27 protein-coding genes and 1 tRNA gene are annotated in these 16,622 nt (G+C 65.1%); 6 read left to right on the forward strand and 22 right to left on the reverse strand.

Annotated elements, in window-relative coordinates:
* Nucleotides 1-37: 37 nt before the first annotated feature.
* Nucleotides 38-715: a RadC family protein gene (gene radC / locus E5CHR_RS07645; RefSeq protein ID WP_162583620.1), complete on the reverse strand. Its 678-nt coding sequence runs from the start codon at nucleotides 713-715 to the stop codon at nucleotides 38-40.
* Between the two features lie 63 nt (nucleotides 716-778).
* Between radC and E5CHR_RS07650 the strand changes: the two genes are divergently transcribed.
* Genes E5CHR_RS07650 through E5CHR_RS07660 form a run of 3 tightly spaced genes read left to right on the forward strand, consistent with a single transcriptional unit; the run spans nucleotide 779 to nucleotide 3,163 of the window.
* Complete coding sequence (locus tag E5CHR_RS07650; protein ID WP_162579124.1) at nucleotides 779-1,237, forward strand: FKBP-type peptidyl-prolyl cis-trans isomerase; 459 nt, start codon at nucleotides 779-781, stop codon at nucleotides 1,235-1,237.
* Between the two features lies 1 nt (nucleotide 1,238).
* A complete protein-coding gene (gene ispH / locus E5CHR_RS07655) occupies nucleotides 1,239-2,201 on the forward strand; it encodes a 4-hydroxy-3-methylbut-2-enyl diphosphate reductase (protein WP_162579125.1) in 963 nt (320 codons plus the stop codon).
* Nucleotides 2,198-3,163, forward strand: a complete 966-nt coding sequence (locus tag E5CHR_RS07660; protein ID WP_443083066.1) for a threonine/serine dehydratase — start codon at nucleotides 2,198-2,200, stop codon at nucleotides 3,161-3,163. Before ispH ends, E5CHR_RS07660 begins: the two co-directional genes overlap by 4 nt.
* Nucleotides 3,164-3,178: 15 nt before the next feature.
* On the opposite strand, the gene E5CHR_RS07665 is transcribed toward E5CHR_RS07660, so the two are convergent.
* Complete coding sequence (locus E5CHR_RS07665; RefSeq protein ID WP_162579126.1) at nucleotides 3,179-3,589, reverse strand: VOC family protein; 411 nt, start codon at nucleotides 3,587-3,589, stop codon at nucleotides 3,179-3,181.
* A 60-nt stretch (nucleotides 3,590-3,649) separates the two neighbouring features.
* On the opposite strand from E5CHR_RS07665, the gene serS reads away from it, so the two are divergent.
* From serS to E5CHR_RS07680, 3 genes are all read left to right on the forward strand, one after another.
* The gene (gene serS / locus E5CHR_RS07670) at nucleotides 3,650-4,981 is read left to right on the forward strand and encodes a serine--tRNA ligase (protein ID WP_162579127.1); all 1,332 of its coding nucleotides are present in this window, start codon (nucleotides 3,650-3,652) and stop codon (nucleotides 4,979-4,981) included.
* 53 nt (nucleotides 4,982-5,034) lie between these two features.
* Nucleotides 5,035-5,125, forward strand: a tRNA-Ser gene (locus tag E5CHR_RS07675).
* 176 nt (nucleotides 5,126-5,301) lie between these two features.
* The gene (locus E5CHR_RS07680) at nucleotides 5,302-6,471 is read left to right on the forward strand and encodes a tyrosine-type recombinase/integrase (RefSeq protein ID WP_162579128.1); all 1,170 of its coding nucleotides are present in this window, start codon (nucleotides 5,302-5,304) and stop codon (nucleotides 6,469-6,471) included.
* A gap of 187 nt (nucleotides 6,472-6,658) precedes the next feature.
* Here the strand turns inward: E5CHR_RS07680 and E5CHR_RS07685 are convergent, their stop codons facing one another.
* From E5CHR_RS07685 to E5CHR_RS07780, 20 genes are all read right to left on the reverse strand, one after another.
* Entirely contained in the window at nucleotides 6,659-7,258 is a 600-nt protein-coding gene (locus tag E5CHR_RS07685; protein ID WP_162579129.1) for a hypothetical protein, read from the reverse strand.
* Nucleotides 7,249-7,809, reverse strand: coding sequence for a hypothetical protein (locus tag E5CHR_RS07690; protein ID WP_162577769.1), 561 nt, complete (start codon nucleotides 7,807-7,809; stop codon nucleotides 7,249-7,251). The genes E5CHR_RS07685 and E5CHR_RS07690 overlap by 10 nt, the downstream gene beginning before the upstream one ends.
* Nucleotides 7,806-8,033 (reverse strand): hypothetical protein, encoded by a 228-nt coding sequence (locus E5CHR_RS07695; protein WP_162579130.1) that lies wholly within the window; start codon nucleotides 8,031-8,033, stop codon nucleotides 7,806-7,808. Before E5CHR_RS07695 ends, E5CHR_RS07690 begins: the two co-directional genes overlap by 4 nt.
* Nucleotides 8,030-9,259: a hypothetical protein gene (locus E5CHR_RS07700; RefSeq protein ID WP_162579131.1), complete on the reverse strand. Its 1,230-nt coding sequence runs from the start codon at nucleotides 9,257-9,259 to the stop codon at nucleotides 8,030-8,032. The genes E5CHR_RS07695 and E5CHR_RS07700 overlap by 4 nt, the downstream gene beginning before the upstream one ends.
* Entirely contained in the window at nucleotides 9,252-10,322 is a 1,071-nt protein-coding gene (locus E5CHR_RS07705; protein ID WP_162579132.1) for a hypothetical protein, read from the reverse strand. Before E5CHR_RS07705 ends, E5CHR_RS07700 begins: the two co-directional genes overlap by 8 nt.
* Entirely contained in the window at nucleotides 10,312-10,539 is a 228-nt protein-coding gene (locus tag E5CHR_RS07710; RefSeq protein ID WP_162579133.1) for a hypothetical protein, read from the reverse strand. Before E5CHR_RS07710 ends, E5CHR_RS07705 begins: the two co-directional genes overlap by 11 nt.
* Nucleotides 10,536-10,727, reverse strand: coding sequence for a hypothetical protein (locus E5CHR_RS07715; protein WP_162579134.1), 192 nt, complete (start codon nucleotides 10,725-10,727; stop codon nucleotides 10,536-10,538). The genes E5CHR_RS07710 and E5CHR_RS07715 overlap by 4 nt, the downstream gene beginning before the upstream one ends.
* Before the next feature lie 28 nt (nucleotides 10,728-10,755).
* Nucleotides 10,756-10,944: a hypothetical protein gene (locus E5CHR_RS07720; RefSeq protein WP_162579135.1), complete on the reverse strand. Its 189-nt coding sequence runs from the start codon at nucleotides 10,942-10,944 to the stop codon at nucleotides 10,756-10,758.
* A gap of 9 nt (nucleotides 10,945-10,953) precedes the next feature.
* Nucleotides 10,954-11,154, reverse strand: a complete 201-nt coding sequence (locus E5CHR_RS07725) for a hypothetical protein (RefSeq protein WP_162579136.1) — start codon at nucleotides 11,152-11,154, stop codon at nucleotides 10,954-10,956.
* Nucleotides 11,151-12,215 carry an oxidoreductase gene (locus E5CHR_RS07730; RefSeq protein ID WP_162579137.1) on the reverse strand — a complete coding sequence of 355 codons (1,065 nt, stop codon included), beginning with the start codon at nucleotides 12,213-12,215 and terminating at the stop codon, nucleotides 11,151-11,153. The genes E5CHR_RS07725 and E5CHR_RS07730 overlap by 4 nt, the downstream gene beginning before the upstream one ends.
* A gap of 1 nt (nucleotide 12,216) precedes the next feature.
* The gene (locus E5CHR_RS07735) at nucleotides 12,217-12,702 is read right to left on the reverse strand and encodes a DUF669 domain-containing protein (RefSeq protein ID WP_162579138.1); all 486 of its coding nucleotides are present in this window, start codon (nucleotides 12,700-12,702) and stop codon (nucleotides 12,217-12,219) included.
* A 15-nt stretch (nucleotides 12,703-12,717) separates the two neighbouring features.
* Nucleotides 12,718-13,440: an ATP-binding protein gene (locus tag E5CHR_RS07740; protein ID WP_162579139.1), complete on the reverse strand. Its 723-nt coding sequence runs from the start codon at nucleotides 13,438-13,440 to the stop codon at nucleotides 12,718-12,720.
* On the reverse strand, nucleotides 13,421-13,909 hold the full coding sequence (locus E5CHR_RS07745) for a hypothetical protein (protein ID WP_162579140.1): 489 nt from the start codon (nucleotides 13,907-13,909) through the stop codon (nucleotides 13,421-13,423). The genes E5CHR_RS07740 and E5CHR_RS07745 overlap by 20 nt, the downstream gene beginning before the upstream one ends.
* Nucleotides 13,893-14,309: a DUF7173 family protein gene (locus E5CHR_RS07750; protein ID WP_162579141.1), complete on the reverse strand. Its 417-nt coding sequence runs from the start codon at nucleotides 14,307-14,309 to the stop codon at nucleotides 13,893-13,895. Before E5CHR_RS07750 ends, E5CHR_RS07745 begins: the two co-directional genes overlap by 17 nt.
* A 9-nt stretch (nucleotides 14,310-14,318) precedes the next feature.
* Nucleotides 14,319-14,507, reverse strand: a complete 189-nt coding sequence (locus tag E5CHR_RS07755) for a hypothetical protein (RefSeq protein WP_162579142.1) — start codon at nucleotides 14,505-14,507, stop codon at nucleotides 14,319-14,321.
* Nucleotides 14,504-15,001, reverse strand: coding sequence for an HNH endonuclease signature motif containing protein (locus E5CHR_RS07760; RefSeq protein WP_232062275.1), 498 nt, complete (start codon nucleotides 14,999-15,001; stop codon nucleotides 14,504-14,506). Before E5CHR_RS07760 ends, E5CHR_RS07755 begins: the two co-directional genes overlap by 4 nt.
* 103 nt (nucleotides 15,002-15,104) lie before the next feature.
* Nucleotides 15,105-15,260, reverse strand: coding sequence for a hypothetical protein (locus E5CHR_RS07765; protein ID WP_162579144.1), 156 nt, complete (start codon nucleotides 15,258-15,260; stop codon nucleotides 15,105-15,107).
* Nucleotides 15,257-15,622: a hypothetical protein gene (locus tag E5CHR_RS07770; RefSeq protein WP_162579145.1), complete on the reverse strand. Its 366-nt coding sequence runs from the start codon at nucleotides 15,620-15,622 to the stop codon at nucleotides 15,257-15,259. The genes E5CHR_RS07765 and E5CHR_RS07770 overlap by 4 nt, the downstream gene beginning before the upstream one ends.
* Nucleotides 15,619-15,885: a hypothetical protein gene (locus E5CHR_RS07775; protein WP_162579146.1), complete on the reverse strand. Its 267-nt coding sequence runs from the start codon at nucleotides 15,883-15,885 to the stop codon at nucleotides 15,619-15,621. Before E5CHR_RS07775 ends, E5CHR_RS07770 begins: the two co-directional genes overlap by 4 nt.
* Before the next feature lie 8 nt (nucleotides 15,886-15,893).
* Complete coding sequence (locus E5CHR_RS07780) at nucleotides 15,894-16,490, reverse strand: YadA C-terminal domain-containing protein (protein WP_162579147.1); 597 nt, start codon at nucleotides 16,488-16,490, stop codon at nucleotides 15,894-15,896.
* Between the last annotated feature and the right edge of the window lie 132 nt (nucleotides 16,491-16,622).

Here is a 16,622-nt window from a genome sequence, read left to right on the forward strand (position 1 = left end):
CGGCTTGTCGCCGGAGGATACGTCCTCGGCGCAGCGCTCAGATCAGGCCGCGCGCGGCCATCGACAAGGCTTGGCCCGGGGCGACGATCACATGGTCCAGCACCCGCACATCGACCAGCGCCAGCGCGGTGCGAAGCGTGTGGGTCAGCGCCTCGTCGGCGCGCGAGGGCTCGACGCACCCGCTCGGATGGTTGTGCGCGAGGATCACGGCCGCGGCGTGGTGGTGCAGGGCGCGCATCACGACTTCGCGCGGGTAGACGCTGGTCTGCGTCAGGGTGCCGCGGAAAAGCTCCTCGAGGGCGATCAGACGCAGCTGCGCATCAAGAAAGAGCGCGGCGAAGACTTCGTGCGGCTTGGCCGCCAGGTGAAGCTGCACGTATTGCTTGACGGCTTCGGGCGATTCGAACAGCTCCCGGTCTTTCAGGCGCTGGGCCATGGTGCGCCGCGCCAGCTCCAGCACGGCCGCCAGGTTGCCGCGCTTGGCGCTGCCGCCCAGGCCCTTGATTCGCTTCAGGTCGTCCACCCCGGCATGGAGCAGGCCGCTCAGCCCGCCGAAGCTGTCGAGCAGCTCCTGTGCGAACTGCAGCACGTTCTTGCCGGGGATGCCGGTGCGCAGCAGCAGCGCCAGCAGCTCGACGTCGGCGAGCGCGGCGGGGCCCTTGAGTATGAGTTTTTCGCGCGGTCGCGCGTCGAGGGGAAGATCGGTGAAAGACATGACTTGCATGGGCTCTTGGCCCCCTCCCTAAAATACAGGCCCCAGTCTAAAGCCATCCCGACCGTGTCCTCCACTCCTTCAGGCGCCATCGTGGCGCCCGGTTCCTTCCTCACGCTGCACTACCGGCTGGCCGGCCCGGCGGGCGACATCATCAACACGTTCGGCGACAAGCCGGCCACGCTCTCGCTGGGCACCGGCGAACTCTCGCCGGCCGTCGAGCAGCGGCTGATCGGCCTGCCCGAGGGCACGCGCGCGACCTTCGAGCTTCCACCCGGCGAAGCCTTCGGCGAGCGCAATCCCGAGATGCAGCAGTGGGTCGCGCGCAAGCTGCTCGCGCAGATGGGCGATCCGGACGAGCAATACGCGGTGGGCGACGTGGTGCAGTTCCCCACGCCCGACGGCAGCGGCAGCTACGCCGGCGCGGTGATCGAAGCCCACGAGACGGCGGTGCGCTTCGACTTCAACCATCCGCTGGCGGGGCAGCCGGTGAGCTTCGAAGTGCAACTGATCGGCGTGCTCTGACATGGCCGTGCAGGAAGTCATCCTTGCCGAGCCGCGCGGCTTCTGCGCCGGCGTCGACCGTGCCATCGAGATCGTCGAGCGCGCGCTCGCGAAGTTCGGCGCGCCGATCTATGTGCGCCACGAGATCGTGCACAACACCTATGTGGTGAACGAGCTCAAGGCCAAGGGCGCGATCTTCATCGAGGACCTGGCCGAGGTGCCTCCCGGCGCAACGCTGGTGTTCAGCGCTCATGGCGTGAGCAAGGCCGTGCAGGCCGACGCGCGGGCCCGCGGCTTCGAGATCTTCGACGCCACCTGTCCGCTGGTGACCAAGGTGCACGTGGAAGTCGCCAAGCTCGCCAAGGAAGGCTACGAGTTCATCATGATCGGCCACAAGGGGCACCCCGAGGTCGAGGGCACGATGGGCCAGTTGTCCAGCGGCATTCACCTGGTGGAGGACGTGGCCGATGTTGCGCGCGTCCAGCCGGCGCAGTCCGAGAAGCTGGCCGTCGTCACGCAGACCACGCTGTCGGTGGACGACGCCGCCGAGATCTCTGCTGCGGTGCGGGCGCGCTTCCCGAAGGTCCGCGAGCCCAAGCAGCAGGACATCTGCTATGCGACGCAGAACCGGCAGGATGCGGTCAAGCTCCTGAGCCCCCAGGTCGACGTCGTGATCGTGGTCGGCAGCCCGACCAGTTCCAACAGCAACCGCCTGCGCGAGCTGGCACAGCGCCTGGGCACCGAGGCCTACATGGTCGATTCCGCCGACGAACTGCAGCCCGCATGGTTCGAAGGCAAGGGCCGCGTGGGCCTGACGGCCGGCGCCTCGGCGCCCGAGGTGCTGGTGCGCGAAGTGGTCGAGCGCGTCAGGGCGCTCGGTGCGGTGTCGGTGCGCAAGATGAACGGCATCGAAGAGACCCTGAAGTTCCCGCTGCCGAAGGGCCTGAAGCTCGACGACATGCCCGCACCGGGCCATATCTCGTGACCGGCGCTGCCACCATCGACTGGCGCCGCGACATCGAGGCGGCCGCTCGACGCATCGACGAACACGCCCCGCACTTCCTGCGCCAGACGCCGCTGTGGAAGCTGCCGGGCCGCGCGCTCGGCATCGAGGTGCCCGGGGTCGAGCTCTGGCTCAAGCTCGAGCATCTGCAGGCCGGCGGCAGCTTCAAGGCGCGCGGCATGATGAACCGGCTGCTCGCCAACAAGATTCCCGCCAGCGGTGCCATCGTGGCCTCCGGCGGCAATGCGGGCATCGCGACCGCCGCGGCGTCGCAGGCGCTGGGCGTGCATTGCGAGGTCTTCCTGCCCACCGTCTCGCCGGAAGCCAAGCGCACAAAGCTGCGCGCGCTCGGTGCCACGGTGATCGTGGGCGGCGAGGTGTACGCCGACGCGCTGGCCGCCTGCCTCGAGCGCCAACGCGAGAGCGGCGCGTTGCTGACCCATGCCTACGACCAGGCCGAAGTCGTGGCTGGCGCCGGCACGCTGGGGCGTGAGATCGAGGAAGAGGGCGGCCTGCCTGACACGGTGCTGGTCAGCGTGGGCGGCGGCGGCCTGATCGGCGGCCTCGCGGCCTGGTTCGAGCAGCGCAGCCGCGTGGTGGCGCTCGAACCCGAGCGTGCGCCCACGCTCTTTCGCGCTCGCGAGGCGGGCGAGCCTGTGGATGTGGACGTGGGCGGCGTGGCGGCCGATTCGCTGGGCGCACGCCGGATCGGCGCCTTCGCCTGGGACATCACGCAACGGCACGTGCGCGACGCGCTGCTGCTGCCCGACGAGGCGATCCGCGCCGCGCAGCTGTGGCTGTGGAAGGAGCTCAAGCTGGCGGTCGAGCCGGCCGCCGCCCTGCCGCTGGCCGCGCTCCACACGGGCGCCTATGCGCCGCGCGAGGGCGAGAAGATCTGCCTGATCGTCTGCGGCGCGAACGTGGACCCTGCGGGCCTGTCGTGAGGACGGTCGGCTCGATCAGCTCTGCGGCTGGTCGACGTTGACCATCCACGGCACGCCGAACTTGTCCTGGAGCATGCCGAAGCCAGGCGACCAGAAGGTGGCGGCATAGGGAACCGTGACCTTGCCGCCTGCGGACAGTGCGTTGAAGAGCTGCTCGCCTTCCTTCACGTCCTTCGCCTGCACCGAAAGCGAAAAGCCTTTGTAGCCGTCGAAGGCCATGCCGGGGGGCAGGTCCGAGGCCATGAGCTGCTTGCCGCGCGCTTCGAAGGTGGCATGCATGACTTTGTTCTTGTGCGAGTCCGGTGTGTCCTTGCCCATCGGGCTCTCGCCGAAGGTCATGCTGAAGAGGATCTTTCCGCCCAGGCTCTTGGCATAGAACGCCAGCGCCTCGGCCGCGTTTCCGTTGAAGGATAGATAGGCTTCCATCGAATCTCCTTGGGTTGCTGGTGGGGAGAGCGATCCTACGCCCCCGCCTAAAATCGCTCGATGCTCGATATCACTCTGTTACGCAAGGACCTCGCGTCGGTCGTTGCCCGTCTCGAAACCCGCAAGAAGAACCAAAGCTTTCTCGACGTGGCCAGCTTCAGCGCGCTCGAGGCCGAGCGCAAGACCCTGCAGACCCGCACCGAAGAACTGCAGGCGCGCCGCAATGCGCTCAACAAGCAGATCGGACCGTTGAAGGCAAAAGGCGAATCGATCGATGCGCTGATGACCGAGGTCAATGCGCTCAAGGCCGAGCAGGAATCCTCCGCCACGCGGCTCGAGGCGATCCAGCCCGAACTGCAGGCCCTGCTGCTCGCGGTGCCCAACCTTCCGCATTCGAGCGTCCCCGTGGGTGATGACGAAAAAGCGAACGTCGAGGTGCGCCGCTGGAGCCCCGAGGGCGGCAACGGCGCCGATGCGCCGGCGCTGGGCTTCGAGGCGCGCGACCACGTCGACCTCGGCGCGCCGCTGGGGCTCGACTTCGAGACCGGCGTCAAGCTTGCGGGCTCGCGCTTCACGGTGATGAAGGGACCCATCGCGCGGCTGCATCGGGCGCTCTCGCAGTTCATGCTCGACATCCAGACCCAGCAGCACGGCTACACCGAATGCTATGTGCCCTACGTGGTCAATGCCGACACGCTGCGCGGCACCGGTCAGCTGCCCAAGTTCGAAGGCGACCTGTTCGCGGCCAAGAAGGGCGGCCAGGATGGGGAGCCGGCGCCCGACCACTCGGCGCTGTACCTCATCCCCACCAGCGAGGTGCCGCTCACGAACTTCGTGCGCGACGAAGTCCTGGCCGAGTCGCAGCTGCCGCTGCGACTGACTGCCCATACCCCATGCTTCCGGTCGGAAGCGGGCAGCGCCGGGCGCGACACCCGCGGCATGATCCGCCAGCACCAGTTCGACAAGGTCGAGATGGTCCAGGTCACGCATCCGGAGAAAAGCTACGAGGCCCTCGAGGCCATGACCACCCACGCAGAGGCGGTGCTCCAGGCGCTGGAGCTGCCTTACCGCGTGGTCCTGCTGTGCACCGGCGACATGGGCTTCGGGGCGGCCAAGACCTACGACCTCGAGGTGTGGCTGCCGGCGCAGAACACCTATCGCGAGATCAGCTCGGTGTCGAACTGCGAAGCCTTCCAGGCGCGGCGCCTGCAGGCGCGGTTCAAGAACGCGCAAGGCAAGAACGAACTGGTGCACACCCTCAACGGTTCGGGCCTCGCGGTCGGCCGGACCTTGGTTGCGGTTCTGGAAAACCATCAGCAACCCGACGGATCGATCGTCGTTCCGGCTGCGCTGCGGCCTTACATGGGCGGCCTGGAAATGCTGCGGCAGTGAAGGGCGGCCGAAAGTCTCTGCTAGAATCGCCGGCTCGACAAACACCAGACTCCGGAGAGGTGGCAGAGTGGTCGAATGTACCTGACTCGAAATCAGGCGTACGGTAACCCCGTACCGTGGGTTCGAATCCCACCCTCTCCGCCAGCATATCCCAAACGTAGGCAGCCGTCTACGTTCATTTCCCACCGAAACACATGCAGAATCAGGCACTTAGCCGCTTCTGCGTCCGGTCGAAGCCCTACCAACCCCACCGAACCGACCCGTTCTCCACGGGGGTTCTGTTGGCATCCCTGTAGGCACGCAGACGGCATCGAGCCAGGATGCCTACAAATACTCTCACCGATCACCAGTGCCGCACCGCCAAGCCAGCGGAGAAAGCGCGCAAGCTCTTCGACGGTCATGGCCTGTACCTCTTCATCAGCCCGAAGGGTGCGAAGACATGGCGCTGGGCCTACCGTGACGAGGTCGGCAAGCAGCAAACCAAGTCGTTCGGAGCCTACCCCTTGCTCGGGCTGGCTGACGCTCGGAAGAAGTGCGAGGAGGCCCGTAGAGGGCTCCTGAACGGCGTCAGTCCCAAGAAGAAGATCAAGGCCAAGACCACTTTCTGGGAGGACTGCGAAGCCTACTGGAGCGGGCGCAAGGACGTGACCGACGACTACCGGTCCAACGCCCTCCGCGCGCTTGAGATGCACCTGAAGCCGAACCTCGGCGGGCTGGCTACAGGCGCGATCACTAAGGCGCTCTTGCTCGACGAGCTCAACCGCATGGACGCGGCCGGCCTGTACGTCTACGTCCGCAAGGTCCGAATGTGGTCCTCTCAGGTCTTCGATTGGGCGGTGGAGCAGGGAACAGCCGAGATCAACCCGGCAGAGCTCATCAACCCTCAGAAGGCATTCGGCCGGCGCAAGGTCAAGAACCATGCTTCGCTGGAGCTCAACGAGGTTCACGAATTCATGCACCGGCTTTCCTTTGAGGAGGATCTGAGCTCCGTGCTTGCCTGCCGGTTCATGGCCTACACCTGGGTTCGCACGAACGAGCTGCGCATGATGCGTTGGGACGAGATCGACGGCGATACGTGGCTGATCCCGGAAGACCGCATGAAGCGCGAAAAGGATCACCTTGTGCCGCTGTCCCGCCAAGCGCTCGAAATCCTCGGGAAGATGCGCGCCCGATCGCGAGGCAGTGAGTACGTCTTCGCCGCCGACCATCGGATCGACCGGACCATCAGCGAGAACACCGTCTTGGCCCTGATCGCTCGCATGGGCTACAAGGGCGAGATGACCGGTCATGGCTGGCGGTCCATCGCCTCGACCTGGGCGAACGAGGAAGGCTTCGACTCGGACGCCATCGAACGCCAGCTCGCCCACTCCCCGGAGGACCGGATACGAGCCGCGTACAACCGGGCGGAGTACATGAAGGTTCGCCGTCCCATGATGCAGGCCTGGGCGGACTGGCTAGACAAGCCCTATACCGGCAGCGCGAAGGGTTGAAAGCCGCCATCCCATCGTCTTGCGGCTGATCGCCACGTCCGGCTTTGGAAGCCTGCCGGCCTTGAGCCAGCGCCTCACAGCCTCGCTGCCGACGCCGAGCTCCTTGCATAGGTCCGCGCGGTAGATCACGCGATCTGAGGTTTGTTCTTGGCTCACGCCTCTACCTCCTTAGGTAAGGGGTGGATGTTCATGCTGCCTCCATCTGTGTCACAAGATCGGTGTAGTTGCCCCACTGGTCAGCCATGGCCGCGGCGATGCCCGGAAGGGTGCGACTGCGCTCTTTCCACCGATCCGGTCCCGGCGACATGAAATGCACGCGAGGTTCGCGGCCGGCGACGATGTTCGTGGGCAGCAACGGAGGCAGCCCCTTGAGCCACAGGCAGGTGGCCTTTGTCTCGCCATGTCCGAACATCCACGGCTGGATGATCTGCGTCGGAGGCACGCTGATGCGCGAGGCGGCGTGCCCGTGCTGAATCGGGTTCTCGACCACTACGCGAGGAATCGGCGCATGCATGCATTGCAGGAAGAACCGGCAGGCTTCCTCCAACTCTGCCCATAGGTTGCGTTCCTCAAGCCAGCGAACCCCGGAGTTCGTCAGCCTGGTGCATGGGGGGTGGAAGATTCCCAGATCCCATTCGCGGTCGATCACCTCCAGCAAATCGCCTTGAATGTGCCACTGCGGATCGCCCTCACACGGCAGCAGATCACAGGACCAAGCGTCATGCCCGCGCGCTCGGAATGCATCACGCACCGCAGCGCTCGATTCGCATCCAACGATCACTCGCATGGCCCTCCCCCTCCTTCTTTCCCCTGATATGCAGCAGAGCGGATAGCCTTGCGCCTCTCGTCACGGTTCATCTGCTGAGCAGCAAATGCGGCCATGACTTTGGCATCTTTCATCGAGCAGTTCACCGGCATGACGACAGCAATCTGCTTGCCGTCCTGGTCAACGATTTCGTTGTGCTTGGCCTTGTAGGTGGTCATGCCTTGCCTCCCGATGTCGTCGTCGTCCAGCGGGCGGCTGCGCAGCCACCGATACCGCGCCGCATCCTCCGCGTCTCCGCTCTCCCGTGGGGGGTGGGCGAGGGGATACCAATCCCGCTTCGGGGTGGTATTGGGTGCGCACATCCAGCCGCAGTGCCGACATTCCTTCGGCTCCGCTCCCTCCGGCACAGCCGCTGTGCTCGCTACAGCAGGATCGGTGCGAGAGAGGATGTAGTCCGTCACTCGGCAGGCGAAAGCGCGGCCAGCCTCGACGCTGTGCCAGCCGTCCATGGCGATCTCTGCGGCTTGTTCGAGCAGAGCTTCGCGCTCGTTCGGGGTTGTCGGCTCACTCATCGGCTCAGCTCCATCATGATTGTTGGCTCGTACCAGTCGGCACAGAACAGCACGCGAGCGCGCTTGTCGTCCTGCTTCATCGCCTTGACGGCGCGGACCATGGCTGTCTTCTCGGTCTTGCAGTTGCCGCCGATAGTGGTCCAGCGGCGAGCGCCTCGCCTGCGCGTCTGAGCGAGGTAGTAGCCTGCCGGTGAGTGGATATGGACGTTGCCGATCCAGGTCATGACCGCTCCCCTGCTGGCCGCTCTGCCTGGGTGGCGAGGGATCGAACCGCCTCAGCGAACCTTTGTCGGGCGGCATACATCCAGGTATCAACATCTGCAAGCGACATGCCTTCACGCTCTGCAAACGCCGCCTTGCGCGGAAGGCTCGTCAGGCTCCCCCGCTCAAGTTCGTTCAAGCACATGTCGATGAACAGGCGTGAGGGACGGCCCCATATCCCATCTGGCTCCCCTGCCTGTGCGGAAGAGGCGAGGGCGAGGACTGCGCGGCCAGCGTCAATCCAGCTTGACGGCCAGCGCCCGCCGTCCTCCGCGAAGGGCCTGCACGCATCCATGATCTGCTCATCGCTGACCGCGCTCTGTGCGGCAGGCTGAGGGGTGGCGAGCATGGCGACGTAGTCCAGCACCTTGGCTCGGGTGAACTGGATTTGCCCGTAGAGCGTGCCGCTTTCGGTGTTGAAGCCCCCGGCTTGCTTGCCGTAGTCCATCCACAGCCGCCCAAGGGCATCAAGTTCCGTCTTTATCGTTTCGACTATCGCCCCCGCTGGCTGTACTGGTGATTGATGCACTGCTGGGGGAGGGGAGGCGAGGGCTGCGCGAGACCTCCAGTGCATCCCGGCGTTGGTCGCATGCTCCAGCAATGGCGACCGGAAGCGATAACGCGCGGCTGGGCTGGCGTCCCAGTAGGCGTCGGCAAGCTCCATCAGACGCTGAAGCCACGCCGTGAAGTCCCAAGCCGTCCCCTCTGCCTGCCCTGCTGTTGGAAGAAAGGCATACAGCTTGTGCTCACCATCGGGAAGCGCCTCTGCACCATCCTCCCATCGAACAAGCACTGTCGCGCGGCCAAATACAGCAGTGCCGCCGCGATGCACGGTTGCCACCGCTGCCTGCCCTGCTGGTGCGGATGGTGCTGCGGCGAGGGCTTTGCCAACCTCAACGCCCATGACCCATGCGATTGCCTTGTCGATGTCTTCGTAGGGAGTGCGGCTGATGGTGACAGCCTTGCCTTGCAACGCCTTAGCAATCGCGCTGATGTCATGATCCGCAAGGCCAAGGCTTTCTATCCGGTAGAGCGGGGTGTACTCGTACATCGGACCTTCCAGCTCCTTATTGTCGTCCTTGCACCAGACAAGTTCCTGATGAGGCCCGTCTTCTGGCGAGTCGGTGTGCTCGATGAACGCTGCCGGCTTAATCGGCGATGTTGGGGCGGAGTTGGTCGGATCAGCCACGGCCACTCTCCTTCGTGTCGTCATCCCCCGGCAGGCGGGCGGCGATTAAGGCCTGACGCATCACTTGCCGAGCGGTTTTCTTTTGTGGTTCGTGCCACAAGGACCAGCCGACATGCTGGACCTTGCAGGCCCGCTCTACTTGATCCTCGCTCGGATGCTGGTTCGTGTCTTGGTGCGAGGGGGTGGCGAGGGCATCGAGAATGCTTTGCGCTTCATCGCGACTGAGCCGCACGCACTCGATGCTCGGCTTGGCGTCGTAGTGCTCGATGTAGCGTGCGAGCATTTGGGCCAGCGCCTCGGCCTGCGCGGGCGCCTCCTTAGTGGAGTCATCAAAGCCTTGCCGATACCCCGACCACCACGCGGTATTTTGGTCGGGGTCTCTTGGCGCTACAGCAACGAGGTGCGCAGGCGCCTCCGGGACCAGCTTGCCGGGAGCCACGAGCTCGGCGCTGTCACGGATTGACCCATGGACCGCTTCGCGCTCTTCGCTGGTGAGCGGTCTGGGCACCTCCGACAAATGCACGGGGAAGGCGGTTTGCTGAGCCATCTTCATCGCGTCTTGGAAGCCTTGCGCATAGGGGTCTATCTCTGGGCGCGCCTTCCAATCGGCGGCACGCGGCGCGCGGCGTTTCTCTTCGCCTTCAGCTTCGGTCAGCCGCTCCAGCGCCAGATATGGTGTGTCTGCGAAGCCTGCCGGCGACTGTTGAAGATCAACGAAGGTAGGGCCAACGGCGCACCATTGATCGCCGTCCATGAAAACCCGATAGGCCGGCTCCACAGGGGCTGCGCTCTTGGCTTGACCAGCGAGGGCGGCACGGTTCTGCCATGTCACCCAAGCGATGGTGAACTCTCGTCCTCCGATCGGCCCGAAGCTCAGGAGGTTCGAGGTCCAGAACGCCTCGAAAAGCTCCCGCTCATCCCTCACCCCCTCTTTATCTCTTGCTGAGGAGGAGAGGGCGCCGATGGCCTCGCCCAAGCGGATGCGGTCAGCCCAGTCCAGCGGCTCTTCCTTGCGTGCAATTGCCATCAGAGCCTTCTGCAGGTCGTTCGTCTCAGGCTTCATGGTCTTCCCCGCTGTCGTTGAGATAGTCGTCGATGGCTTGCTCCGGGTCCGCACCTTCGTCGATTGCCTTGAGACCAACGCTCACGATGTCAGGCGGCCAACCGAAGAGGCCGTGTCGCTTCTCGATGGCGATGCATGCATGGGTCTGCCCGGCGATCATTGCTCGCGAGTACCGCGCCAGGTCGCTCAACCCTTCAGGGGTCGGTGTGGTGCTCATGCTCGTCCTTCAGCTTTTGCTACGCGTTCGAACTCTTCGCGGGTTACGCGCTCGCCCATGTAGAACATCCTTCCGCTTTCCAGTTCAGCAGGCCATTTGCGCAGGGCACGGACAGCGCACTTCACCACCTCGTTGTGTTCGTCGGGCCAGTGCGCTTGCGATGGGTGGACTTGCTTTACTTCACTCATGTTCTTTCCTGATATGAATAGAGGGAGGTCAGTGCTCCGGGGTGCAAGCGACCGGGCCTCCGTCGAGCTTCACGAGCGCGACGCTGCAGGCCTTCGGGTCTTCAACAGGCGCGACAACGACCGGCGTGTAGGCGTCACCACCGCCGCCACAGCCAGGCAGGGCGAGGACGGCGAGAGCGGCTAGGTGACAGGCGATGAGAAACGGGATGGTGCGCATGGTGTTCTTTCAGAAAGGGAGTGCGTCGAATTCCCACGACGGGCAATCGACCGGACCTTTGAACCAGTCGCCAGGCGGGACCTGGCCGTACACGTCGCACTTCTCGAGCTGGTAGTGCGAGCAGTTGCCGCAGCCGGGCGTGATTGCGTCCAGGCGCGTGAGCTCCTTGCGGAGTGCGTCACGTTGGACATTGAGCGAAGCGATGTTCATCCGACCACACGCGCACCCCACTGCTTGCGCAGGGTGTCCATAAGAGGGTTCTCGAGCGTCAGTGCCTTCTTGTCCTTGAAGGCGTGGATCTCTGCACTGCTGAAGTGCTTCGCAACCTTGTCCGGGTCGCCGTTGACGAATGTCCGGCCGTCCGGGGTCTGGTAGGTCACTGCCTCGTCGCTGGCCTCGGTCATGGTGCCGATGCGCTCCAGCAGAATTGGGATCACGCGGTGATCGCGGCATCCGGTGCGCTGGCGTTCAACTGCGATGTCGGCGCGCGTCTTCCCGCACGACCAGCGCGCATTGCCGTCGAGCTCCGGCGTGCTGTGTGCGCACGTCCTGCAGTTCGGCTCCGGCGCTTCGTCGCCGTGGCACAGCGGATGGAAGTGGCAGAACTTGCATTCGAACCACGACGGGTCTGCGCTGATGCGGGCCGGCGGCTCAGACGCCTTGACGACGCGCAGCGCGCGCGCCTGCAGCTTCTCGAACTCGGCCTTGTCGAAATGCACGCGCTCGGTGTATAGCGCCGCGTCGTTCTTGTTCTCGGCGTAGTAGAGCGCGCGGTCCATGCCCGTCAGGCCCATGTAGACCTGCATCTGCGCGAAGTGCAGCGGCTTCGCTTTCTGCACACCCTTGGCCTGCAGGTCGCGAAAGCTCTTGTCGTTGTGGGTCTTGAACTCGCAAACGTGCCAGGCCTTGGGGGCTTCGGGCAACCCCTGCGCCGCGGCGTCCATGCTGCCGCCGAAGTGGTGGCCGCATGCCTCGTCGCTGACGCGGTACTGCTGCCCGCGGTTGTCCACGTCGTGCACCGTGACACCGGCAGCGCGCAGTTCCTCGACGAATCGAAGTTCCGCGCGCCGTCCGATTTCGAACAGGCGCAGGATGCGCCCCTCGAAGCGCTGCGCCTTCGCCCACCGGAAGGCCAGCCACAAGTGCCGCTCGCATGCGTGGCCAATCAGGCTCGCGCCCAGGTGCGGCCGATGGCCGCTATCCTGAGTGCGCTCGATCTCGGCCAGCACGGTCTGCGCCGTGGTGTTGGTGGGCGCGGCGATGGCGACCATCTCAGGCAGCCTTGCGAGCCCAGGGAGCAGCGGGCGCCGCAGAAGCTGCGGCCGCCGGTGCAGCAGCGAACGGGGTTTGCGGCTGCGGAGCGGTGCCGGCGGCCACAGCCTCGAAGCCGGTGATGTCGTTGCTGGCGGCGTACTCGCCTTCCGCGGCGCGAACCTTCACGCGGATACGCACCGGCTTCTCGTGCAGCTGCAGCGTGTCGGCCAGGTTGATGACGTTCACCGCGTGGCAGAGCGCGGACAGTTGCTTCTGGGCGATCTCCTGCGCCTGAGCGCTGGCGTTCTCGATGTTGAGATTCGCCCACACTTGCCGGCCGTTGTGCGGGCCGTCGATGATGCGGAACGCGAGCTTGAGAGCGCGGCCGCTGCGCGTGGGCTTGAGTTCGCTATCGACCACCATGGCAACGTAATTGCCGGCGGGCAGGGGATCGAAGGCGGTTTTTTGCGGCTCGACTTGAGCGGCGTTGAACTGGAACAGCATGATGAAAAAGTCCTCTTAGGAAACGTCCGCGGATACCGCCGCGGCAACGGTCTTGGGCGAGGTGCCCACGATCTTTTTGGCGATGGCCGCTAGGTCGGGCACTTCGAACATGTCGAGCGCGCCGCTGCGGTCTTTGGCCTCGTGCGTGAAGTCGCGGCCGGTCTGGAGCCAGCGCGTGGTGTTGCCCTCGGGGTCCTTCTCGACCCGATAGGCGAAGACTTCGTCGAAGAAGTAGGGAAGCGCCTGCGCCATGCGCTGGCCTGGCGCGCTGGGGCCGTACAGCACGGCGCCGCTCTGCTCGTCCTTGGTCTTGTCCTGCTTGCAGGACATGTAGACGTTGCGGCCCGGCAGGTCGCGGAAGGCGCGCACCAGGTCGGTCATCTGCTCGGCCAGGGCGCCATAGGCTTGGCGCGGGTCCTTGGTCAGCTTCTTCTCGGTGTTGAGCACCACCTCGGCGATCTCGCTGATGGAGTCGATGCACACCCAGTCGTAGACCTGACCTTCGGGCGAGATCAGGAAGGCATAGGCCTCGTGCACGTCGGAGATGCTGGCCACCTCGAGCACTGGGATGTCCACGTCGCGCAGCGACAGCAGGCCCGCCTCGGCGCTGATGATGATGGGCTTGCCCGGCGCGGTCGCGCAGAGCTTCGTCTTGCCCGCTCCACTCGGACCGTGAACCAGAATTTTCAGACCCTGCGTTACCGCCGAGTCGCGAGTGCTACGAAGTTGCACAGCCATGATTGCTCTTTCTGTTGATGAGGGAAGGGGTCGTGAGGGCCCTGTCGGCCGGCCAGCCGGCGCGGATGCGGTACTGCAGGGTTTTGGGCTCGAGGCCAACTTCTTCGGCCCATGCCGTCACGCATTGGGTCCGGCCCAGGTAGGTCACAAGTACGTTCTGGCGGGTGTTGCGCCCTTGCTCGCGCGGCGTGGCCCAGCGGCAATTGCCGGGCTCGTAGTTGCCGTCGTTGTCGATCCGATCAAGCGTGGTGCCCAGCGGGCGCGCTCCCATGTCTTCGATGAACGCAGCCAAACTCGCCCAGCGTGCGCAAACGCAGATGCCGCGTGCGCCGTACTTGTGGAAGTCCTTGCTTGCAGCGTCGTCGCAGCGCTCGCGCATCGAGCGCCAGGACCGCGCCGTCGGCGTGTCCGACATTCCGTGCACTGCGCGCGCTCGGTTGCGCGCCGCAAGATCAGGCCTGCTTGCCATCGCTCTCTTTCAGGGTGATGGCCGGCTTGGCCGGCGTGGTGGTGATGAACTTGGCCGCCGCGGCGTAGCTGTCGGCGTCCAGGTCCTGGAGAGCGCGCAGCTGTTTGAGGTCGGTGTCTGCCTTCCAGCGGAAGGCCTTCTGTGCATTCGGGCCGAGCCCCTGCCAAGCGGCTTGGAGGGCGTCGGTATCGACCTTGCGCGTGACCTTCCACGCCACCGAGACGGCGCCTTCGGTCTTGCTGCCTTCGCCGGTTTCCGGGGCAGTGAAGTGCGTCAGGATTTGGTCTTCGACTGCAATGCGCATGTCGCGCGCAGTCGCCTCCATCACCTTGGCAATGCGGAGTTGCTCCTCGAGCTCGGCAAGGGTGGTGTCGGGTTGGAACTTGAGAACGGCGCCCATGTTTGGCTTTCAGCGTTGGAGAGAAAGGCGCACCAGCCAGACGACCAGTGCGATGAGAAGGGGGAGGGCGAGCGCCAGAGAGGCGAGCAACATCGGCGCGTTGCTCCCGGAGGCGTTCGGCGCGTCGGGCAACTCCATGCGGTCGCTGTCCCGCGCGTCGATGTCGATGGGGCCGTGATAACTTGTGTCGTGGCTCATAGCTGAAACCCCTCGTGGTGTTGACGTTTCGCGTCGAGATAAGCTTGGTGTGCGCTCTCGGGGTCCTTGAACGTGCCGAGATGCTTGTTCCGGCCGTTCAACTGGATGGTTGCGCGGTAGCTGCGCTTTCGAGGCTGGTAATTGACGCCCATGAATCCGGTCTTGCTGTCGCGGCGCGCGGCACGGACGTTGTTGCGATTCACCGTTGGAGACGCTTCGCGCAGGTTCGCTATCCGGTTGTCTGCGCGGTCGCCGTTGACGTGATCGATGCCGTGCTCTGGCCACGCGCCATGCACGTACAGCCATGCGAGGCGGTGCGCCTTGTAGATCTTTCCCAGCAGCTGAACGCAGACGTAGCCTTGGTCGCCAAGATGACCTGCGGGCCGATCAACAGCGCCTCGGCCCGCCTTCCTCGGCTTCCACCAGAGGTGCCCGGTTTCCGGGTCGTACCTCATGAGCCCGCGCAGCTGCTCTGCGGTGCATGGGGTCTTCATGGTGTTCACCAGATGGCTCCGAAGGGCTGCAACATGCACAGCACCAGCCCGCCAGCAATCGCGACGGCCAGGGCGTAAGAGGCGACGGTTTCGAGGGCGTCCTTCATGCGGCACTCCCCGGCAGGCGCACGCCCATGCGGCGGGCCAGTTGCTGAAAGCGCGCGATGTGCTTGGCGACCGTTGCTTCGCTGCGCTGCGCCTCTTCGCGGCGGCGCTGAAGCTCGGCGGGCGAGGTGAGTTCGTAGGCGGCGCAGTTCATGACGCGCTCCTTGCCAGCAGGGCCGCTTCTTCGATCTCGGCGATCTGCGCGTCCGACAGCAGGGGCAGGATGTCCACGCCGCGCACGTAGGCCGCGCAGAGCGTCACGTCTTCCGGGCAGCCGGGGTAGGGTGCGTCGCCGTAGTGCTGCGCTTCTTCCTCGCGCTGGTAGTCGAGGTGGCACACGATGTCCACGAGGCAGTCGGTGCACCACATGTATTCGATCTGGTTTTCGCCGACGGCCGGCACTTGGAAGCGCCGCGCCTCTGCGATGGCGTTTTCTTCGAAGCGCTTCTGCCGCGCGTCGAGGGCCTCCTGGCGGGCTGCCGCCAGATCCTTGAATGCGTCGTAGAGCGCGCTCATGAGGCGCTCCACTGAGCCAGGTGGTCGATGCGCTGCGTGTAGCGCTGCACCAGCAGCTGCCCCACCTCGAGCGCCTTGCCGGCCTTCACCAAGGCGAGCATCTTGTCGTCCACCAGTTCGCCCAGATCGCAGGCGTCGAAGGCCTTGGTGTGGCGCGTCACCGCGTCCAGGTAGGCCGCTTCGTAGCCGATGGCCGGGTCGGCGGTCTTGTCAAGGTGACGCGGACCAGAGTCGCGGCGCTCGATGTTCGGGAAGAGGTTCATGACTGGCCTCAGAACGTGCGCGCCACGCCGACACCGAACCCGACCGAGCCTCGCGTGTCCACCGATGCGCTCGCCTTCGTGATCCAGCGGCCCGACTCGCTGCGCCACGAGATGCCGACAGCGAGAGCACCCTGATTGCGGAAGTAGCCAGCACCAGCGCCGATCACCTTCGTGCCGGGCTCCGGTGCCTGAGGGATGCTCGCGGCTGCAAAGGCGCTTGCCGTGCCGGCGTAGGCGTTGCGGGCGTTCGACTCGCTCTCGAGGTGCAGCGCGTAGGCCTGGGCATTGACCGCGGCCATGTCTGCGTCCTTGCCGTCACGACCATTGCGGCCGGCCGGGCCTTGCTCGCCATCACGACCCGGAAGACCGGGCACTTCCTTGATGACGGTGGTCGATTGGCCGTCCTTGCCCGGCGCGCCGGTGTCGCCCTTCGGGCCTTGCGGTCCCGCAACGATCACCGGGGGCGGCGGGACTTGACCACCGCAATGCGGGTTGCCCGTGTGCTGCCCGTTGCCACATACGGCGTCGGGGATGTCTGCAGTGGGTTTGGTTGCGTGCGCGCTGGCAGCGGCGAGGATCGTCAGGGCGAAGAGTGCAGCTTTCATCTATCCATCTCCTGCGCCGAACCACTCAGCGCTTGATGTGTATTGAACCAGAGTTCAAAGCAAAACGCAACTACAGTTCAACTCCATGGTTCAAATGTTTATGACCGGATGGTCATTAGCGATCAGGCGCGC

This window comes from Variovorax sp. PBS-H4 (assembly GCF_901827205.1).
Classification (GTDB): Bacteria; Pseudomonadota; Gammaproteobacteria; order Burkholderiales; family Burkholderiaceae_C; genus Variovorax.

What these genes read in the sequence shown, in the direction of transcription:
- radC (WP_162583620.1), bottom strand. Translation starts at nt 715, where the DNA reads ATGTCTTTCACCGATCTTCCCCTCGACGCGCGACCGCGCGAAAAACTC.
- ispH (WP_162579125.1), top strand. Translation starts at nt 1,239, where the DNA reads ATGGCCGTGCAGGAAGTCATCCTTGCCGAGCCGCGCGGCTTCTGCGCC.
- E5CHR_RS07665 (WP_162579126.1), bottom strand. Translation starts at nt 3,589, where the DNA reads ATGGAAGCCTATCTATCCTTCAACGGAAACGCGGCCGAGGCGCTGGCG.
- serS (WP_162579127.1), top strand. Translation starts at nt 3,650, where the DNA reads ATGCTCGATATCACTCTGTTACGCAAGGACCTCGCGTCGGTCGTTGCC.
- E5CHR_RS07680 (WP_162579128.1), top strand. Translation starts at nt 5,302, where the DNA reads ATGCCTACAAATACTCTCACCGATCACCAGTGCCGCACCGCCAAGCCA.
- E5CHR_RS07685 (WP_162579129.1), bottom strand. Translation starts at nt 7,258, where the DNA reads ATGCGAGTGATCGTTGGATGCGAATCGAGCGCTGCGGTGCGTGATGCA.
- E5CHR_RS07690 (WP_162577769.1), bottom strand. Translation starts at nt 7,809, where the DNA reads ATGAGTGAGCCGACAACCCCGAACGAGCGCGAAGCTCTGCTCGAACAA.
- E5CHR_RS07695 (WP_162579130.1), bottom strand. Translation starts at nt 8,033, where the DNA reads ATGACCTGGATCGGCAACGTCCATATCCACTCACCGGCAGGCTACTAC.
- E5CHR_RS07705 (WP_162579132.1), bottom strand. Translation starts at nt 10,322, where the DNA reads ATGAAGCCTGAGACGAACGACCTGCAGAAGGCTCTGATGGCAATTGCA.
- E5CHR_RS07710 (WP_162579133.1), bottom strand. Translation starts at nt 10,539, where the DNA reads ATGAGCACCACACCGACCCCTGAAGGGTTGAGCGACCTGGCGCGGTAC.
- E5CHR_RS07715 (WP_162579134.1), bottom strand. Translation starts at nt 10,727, where the DNA reads ATGAGTGAAGTAAAGCAAGTCCACCCATCGCAAGCGCACTGGCCCGAC.
- E5CHR_RS07720 (WP_162579135.1), bottom strand. Translation starts at nt 10,944, where the DNA reads ATGCGCACCATCCCGTTTCTCATCGCCTGTCACCTAGCCGCTCTCGCC.
- E5CHR_RS07725 (WP_162579136.1), bottom strand. Translation starts at nt 11,154, where the DNA reads ATGAACATCGCTTCGCTCAATGTCCAACGTGACGCACTCCGCAAGGAG.
- E5CHR_RS07730 (WP_162579137.1), bottom strand. Translation starts at nt 12,215, where the DNA reads ATGGTCGCCATCGCCGCGCCCACCAACACCACGGCGCAGACCGTGCTG.
- E5CHR_RS07735 (WP_162579138.1), bottom strand. Translation starts at nt 12,702, where the DNA reads ATGCTGTTCCAGTTCAACGCCGCTCAAGTCGAGCCGCAAAAAACCGCC.
- E5CHR_RS07740 (WP_162579139.1), bottom strand. Translation starts at nt 13,440, where the DNA reads ATGGCTGTGCAACTTCGTAGCACTCGCGACTCGGCGGTAACGCAGGGT.
- E5CHR_RS07745 (WP_162579140.1), bottom strand. Translation starts at nt 13,909, where the DNA reads ATGGCAAGCAGGCCTGATCTTGCGGCGCGCAACCGAGCGCGCGCAGTG.
- E5CHR_RS07750 (WP_162579141.1), bottom strand. Translation starts at nt 14,309, where the DNA reads ATGGGCGCCGTTCTCAAGTTCCAACCCGACACCACCCTTGCCGAGCTC.
- E5CHR_RS07755 (WP_162579142.1), bottom strand. Translation starts at nt 14,507, where the DNA reads ATGAGCCACGACACAAGTTATCACGGCCCCATCGACATCGACGCGCGG.
- E5CHR_RS07760 (WP_232062275.1), bottom strand. Translation starts at nt 15,001, where the DNA reads ATGAAGACCCCATGCACCGCAGAGCAGCTGCGCGGGCTCATGAGGTAC.
- E5CHR_RS07765 (WP_162579144.1), bottom strand. Translation starts at nt 15,260, where the DNA reads ATGAACTGCGCCGCCTACGAACTCACCTCGCCCGCCGAGCTTCAGCGC.
- E5CHR_RS07770 (WP_162579145.1), bottom strand. Translation starts at nt 15,622, where the DNA reads ATGAGCGCGCTCTACGACGCATTCAAGGATCTGGCGGCAGCCCGCCAG.
- E5CHR_RS07775 (WP_162579146.1), bottom strand. Translation starts at nt 15,885, where the DNA reads ATGAACCTCTTCCCGAACATCGAGCGCCGCGACTCTGGTCCGCGTCAC.
- E5CHR_RS07780 (WP_162579147.1), bottom strand. Translation starts at nt 16,490, where the DNA reads ATGAAAGCTGCACTCTTCGCCCTGACGATCCTCGCCGCTGCCAGCGCG.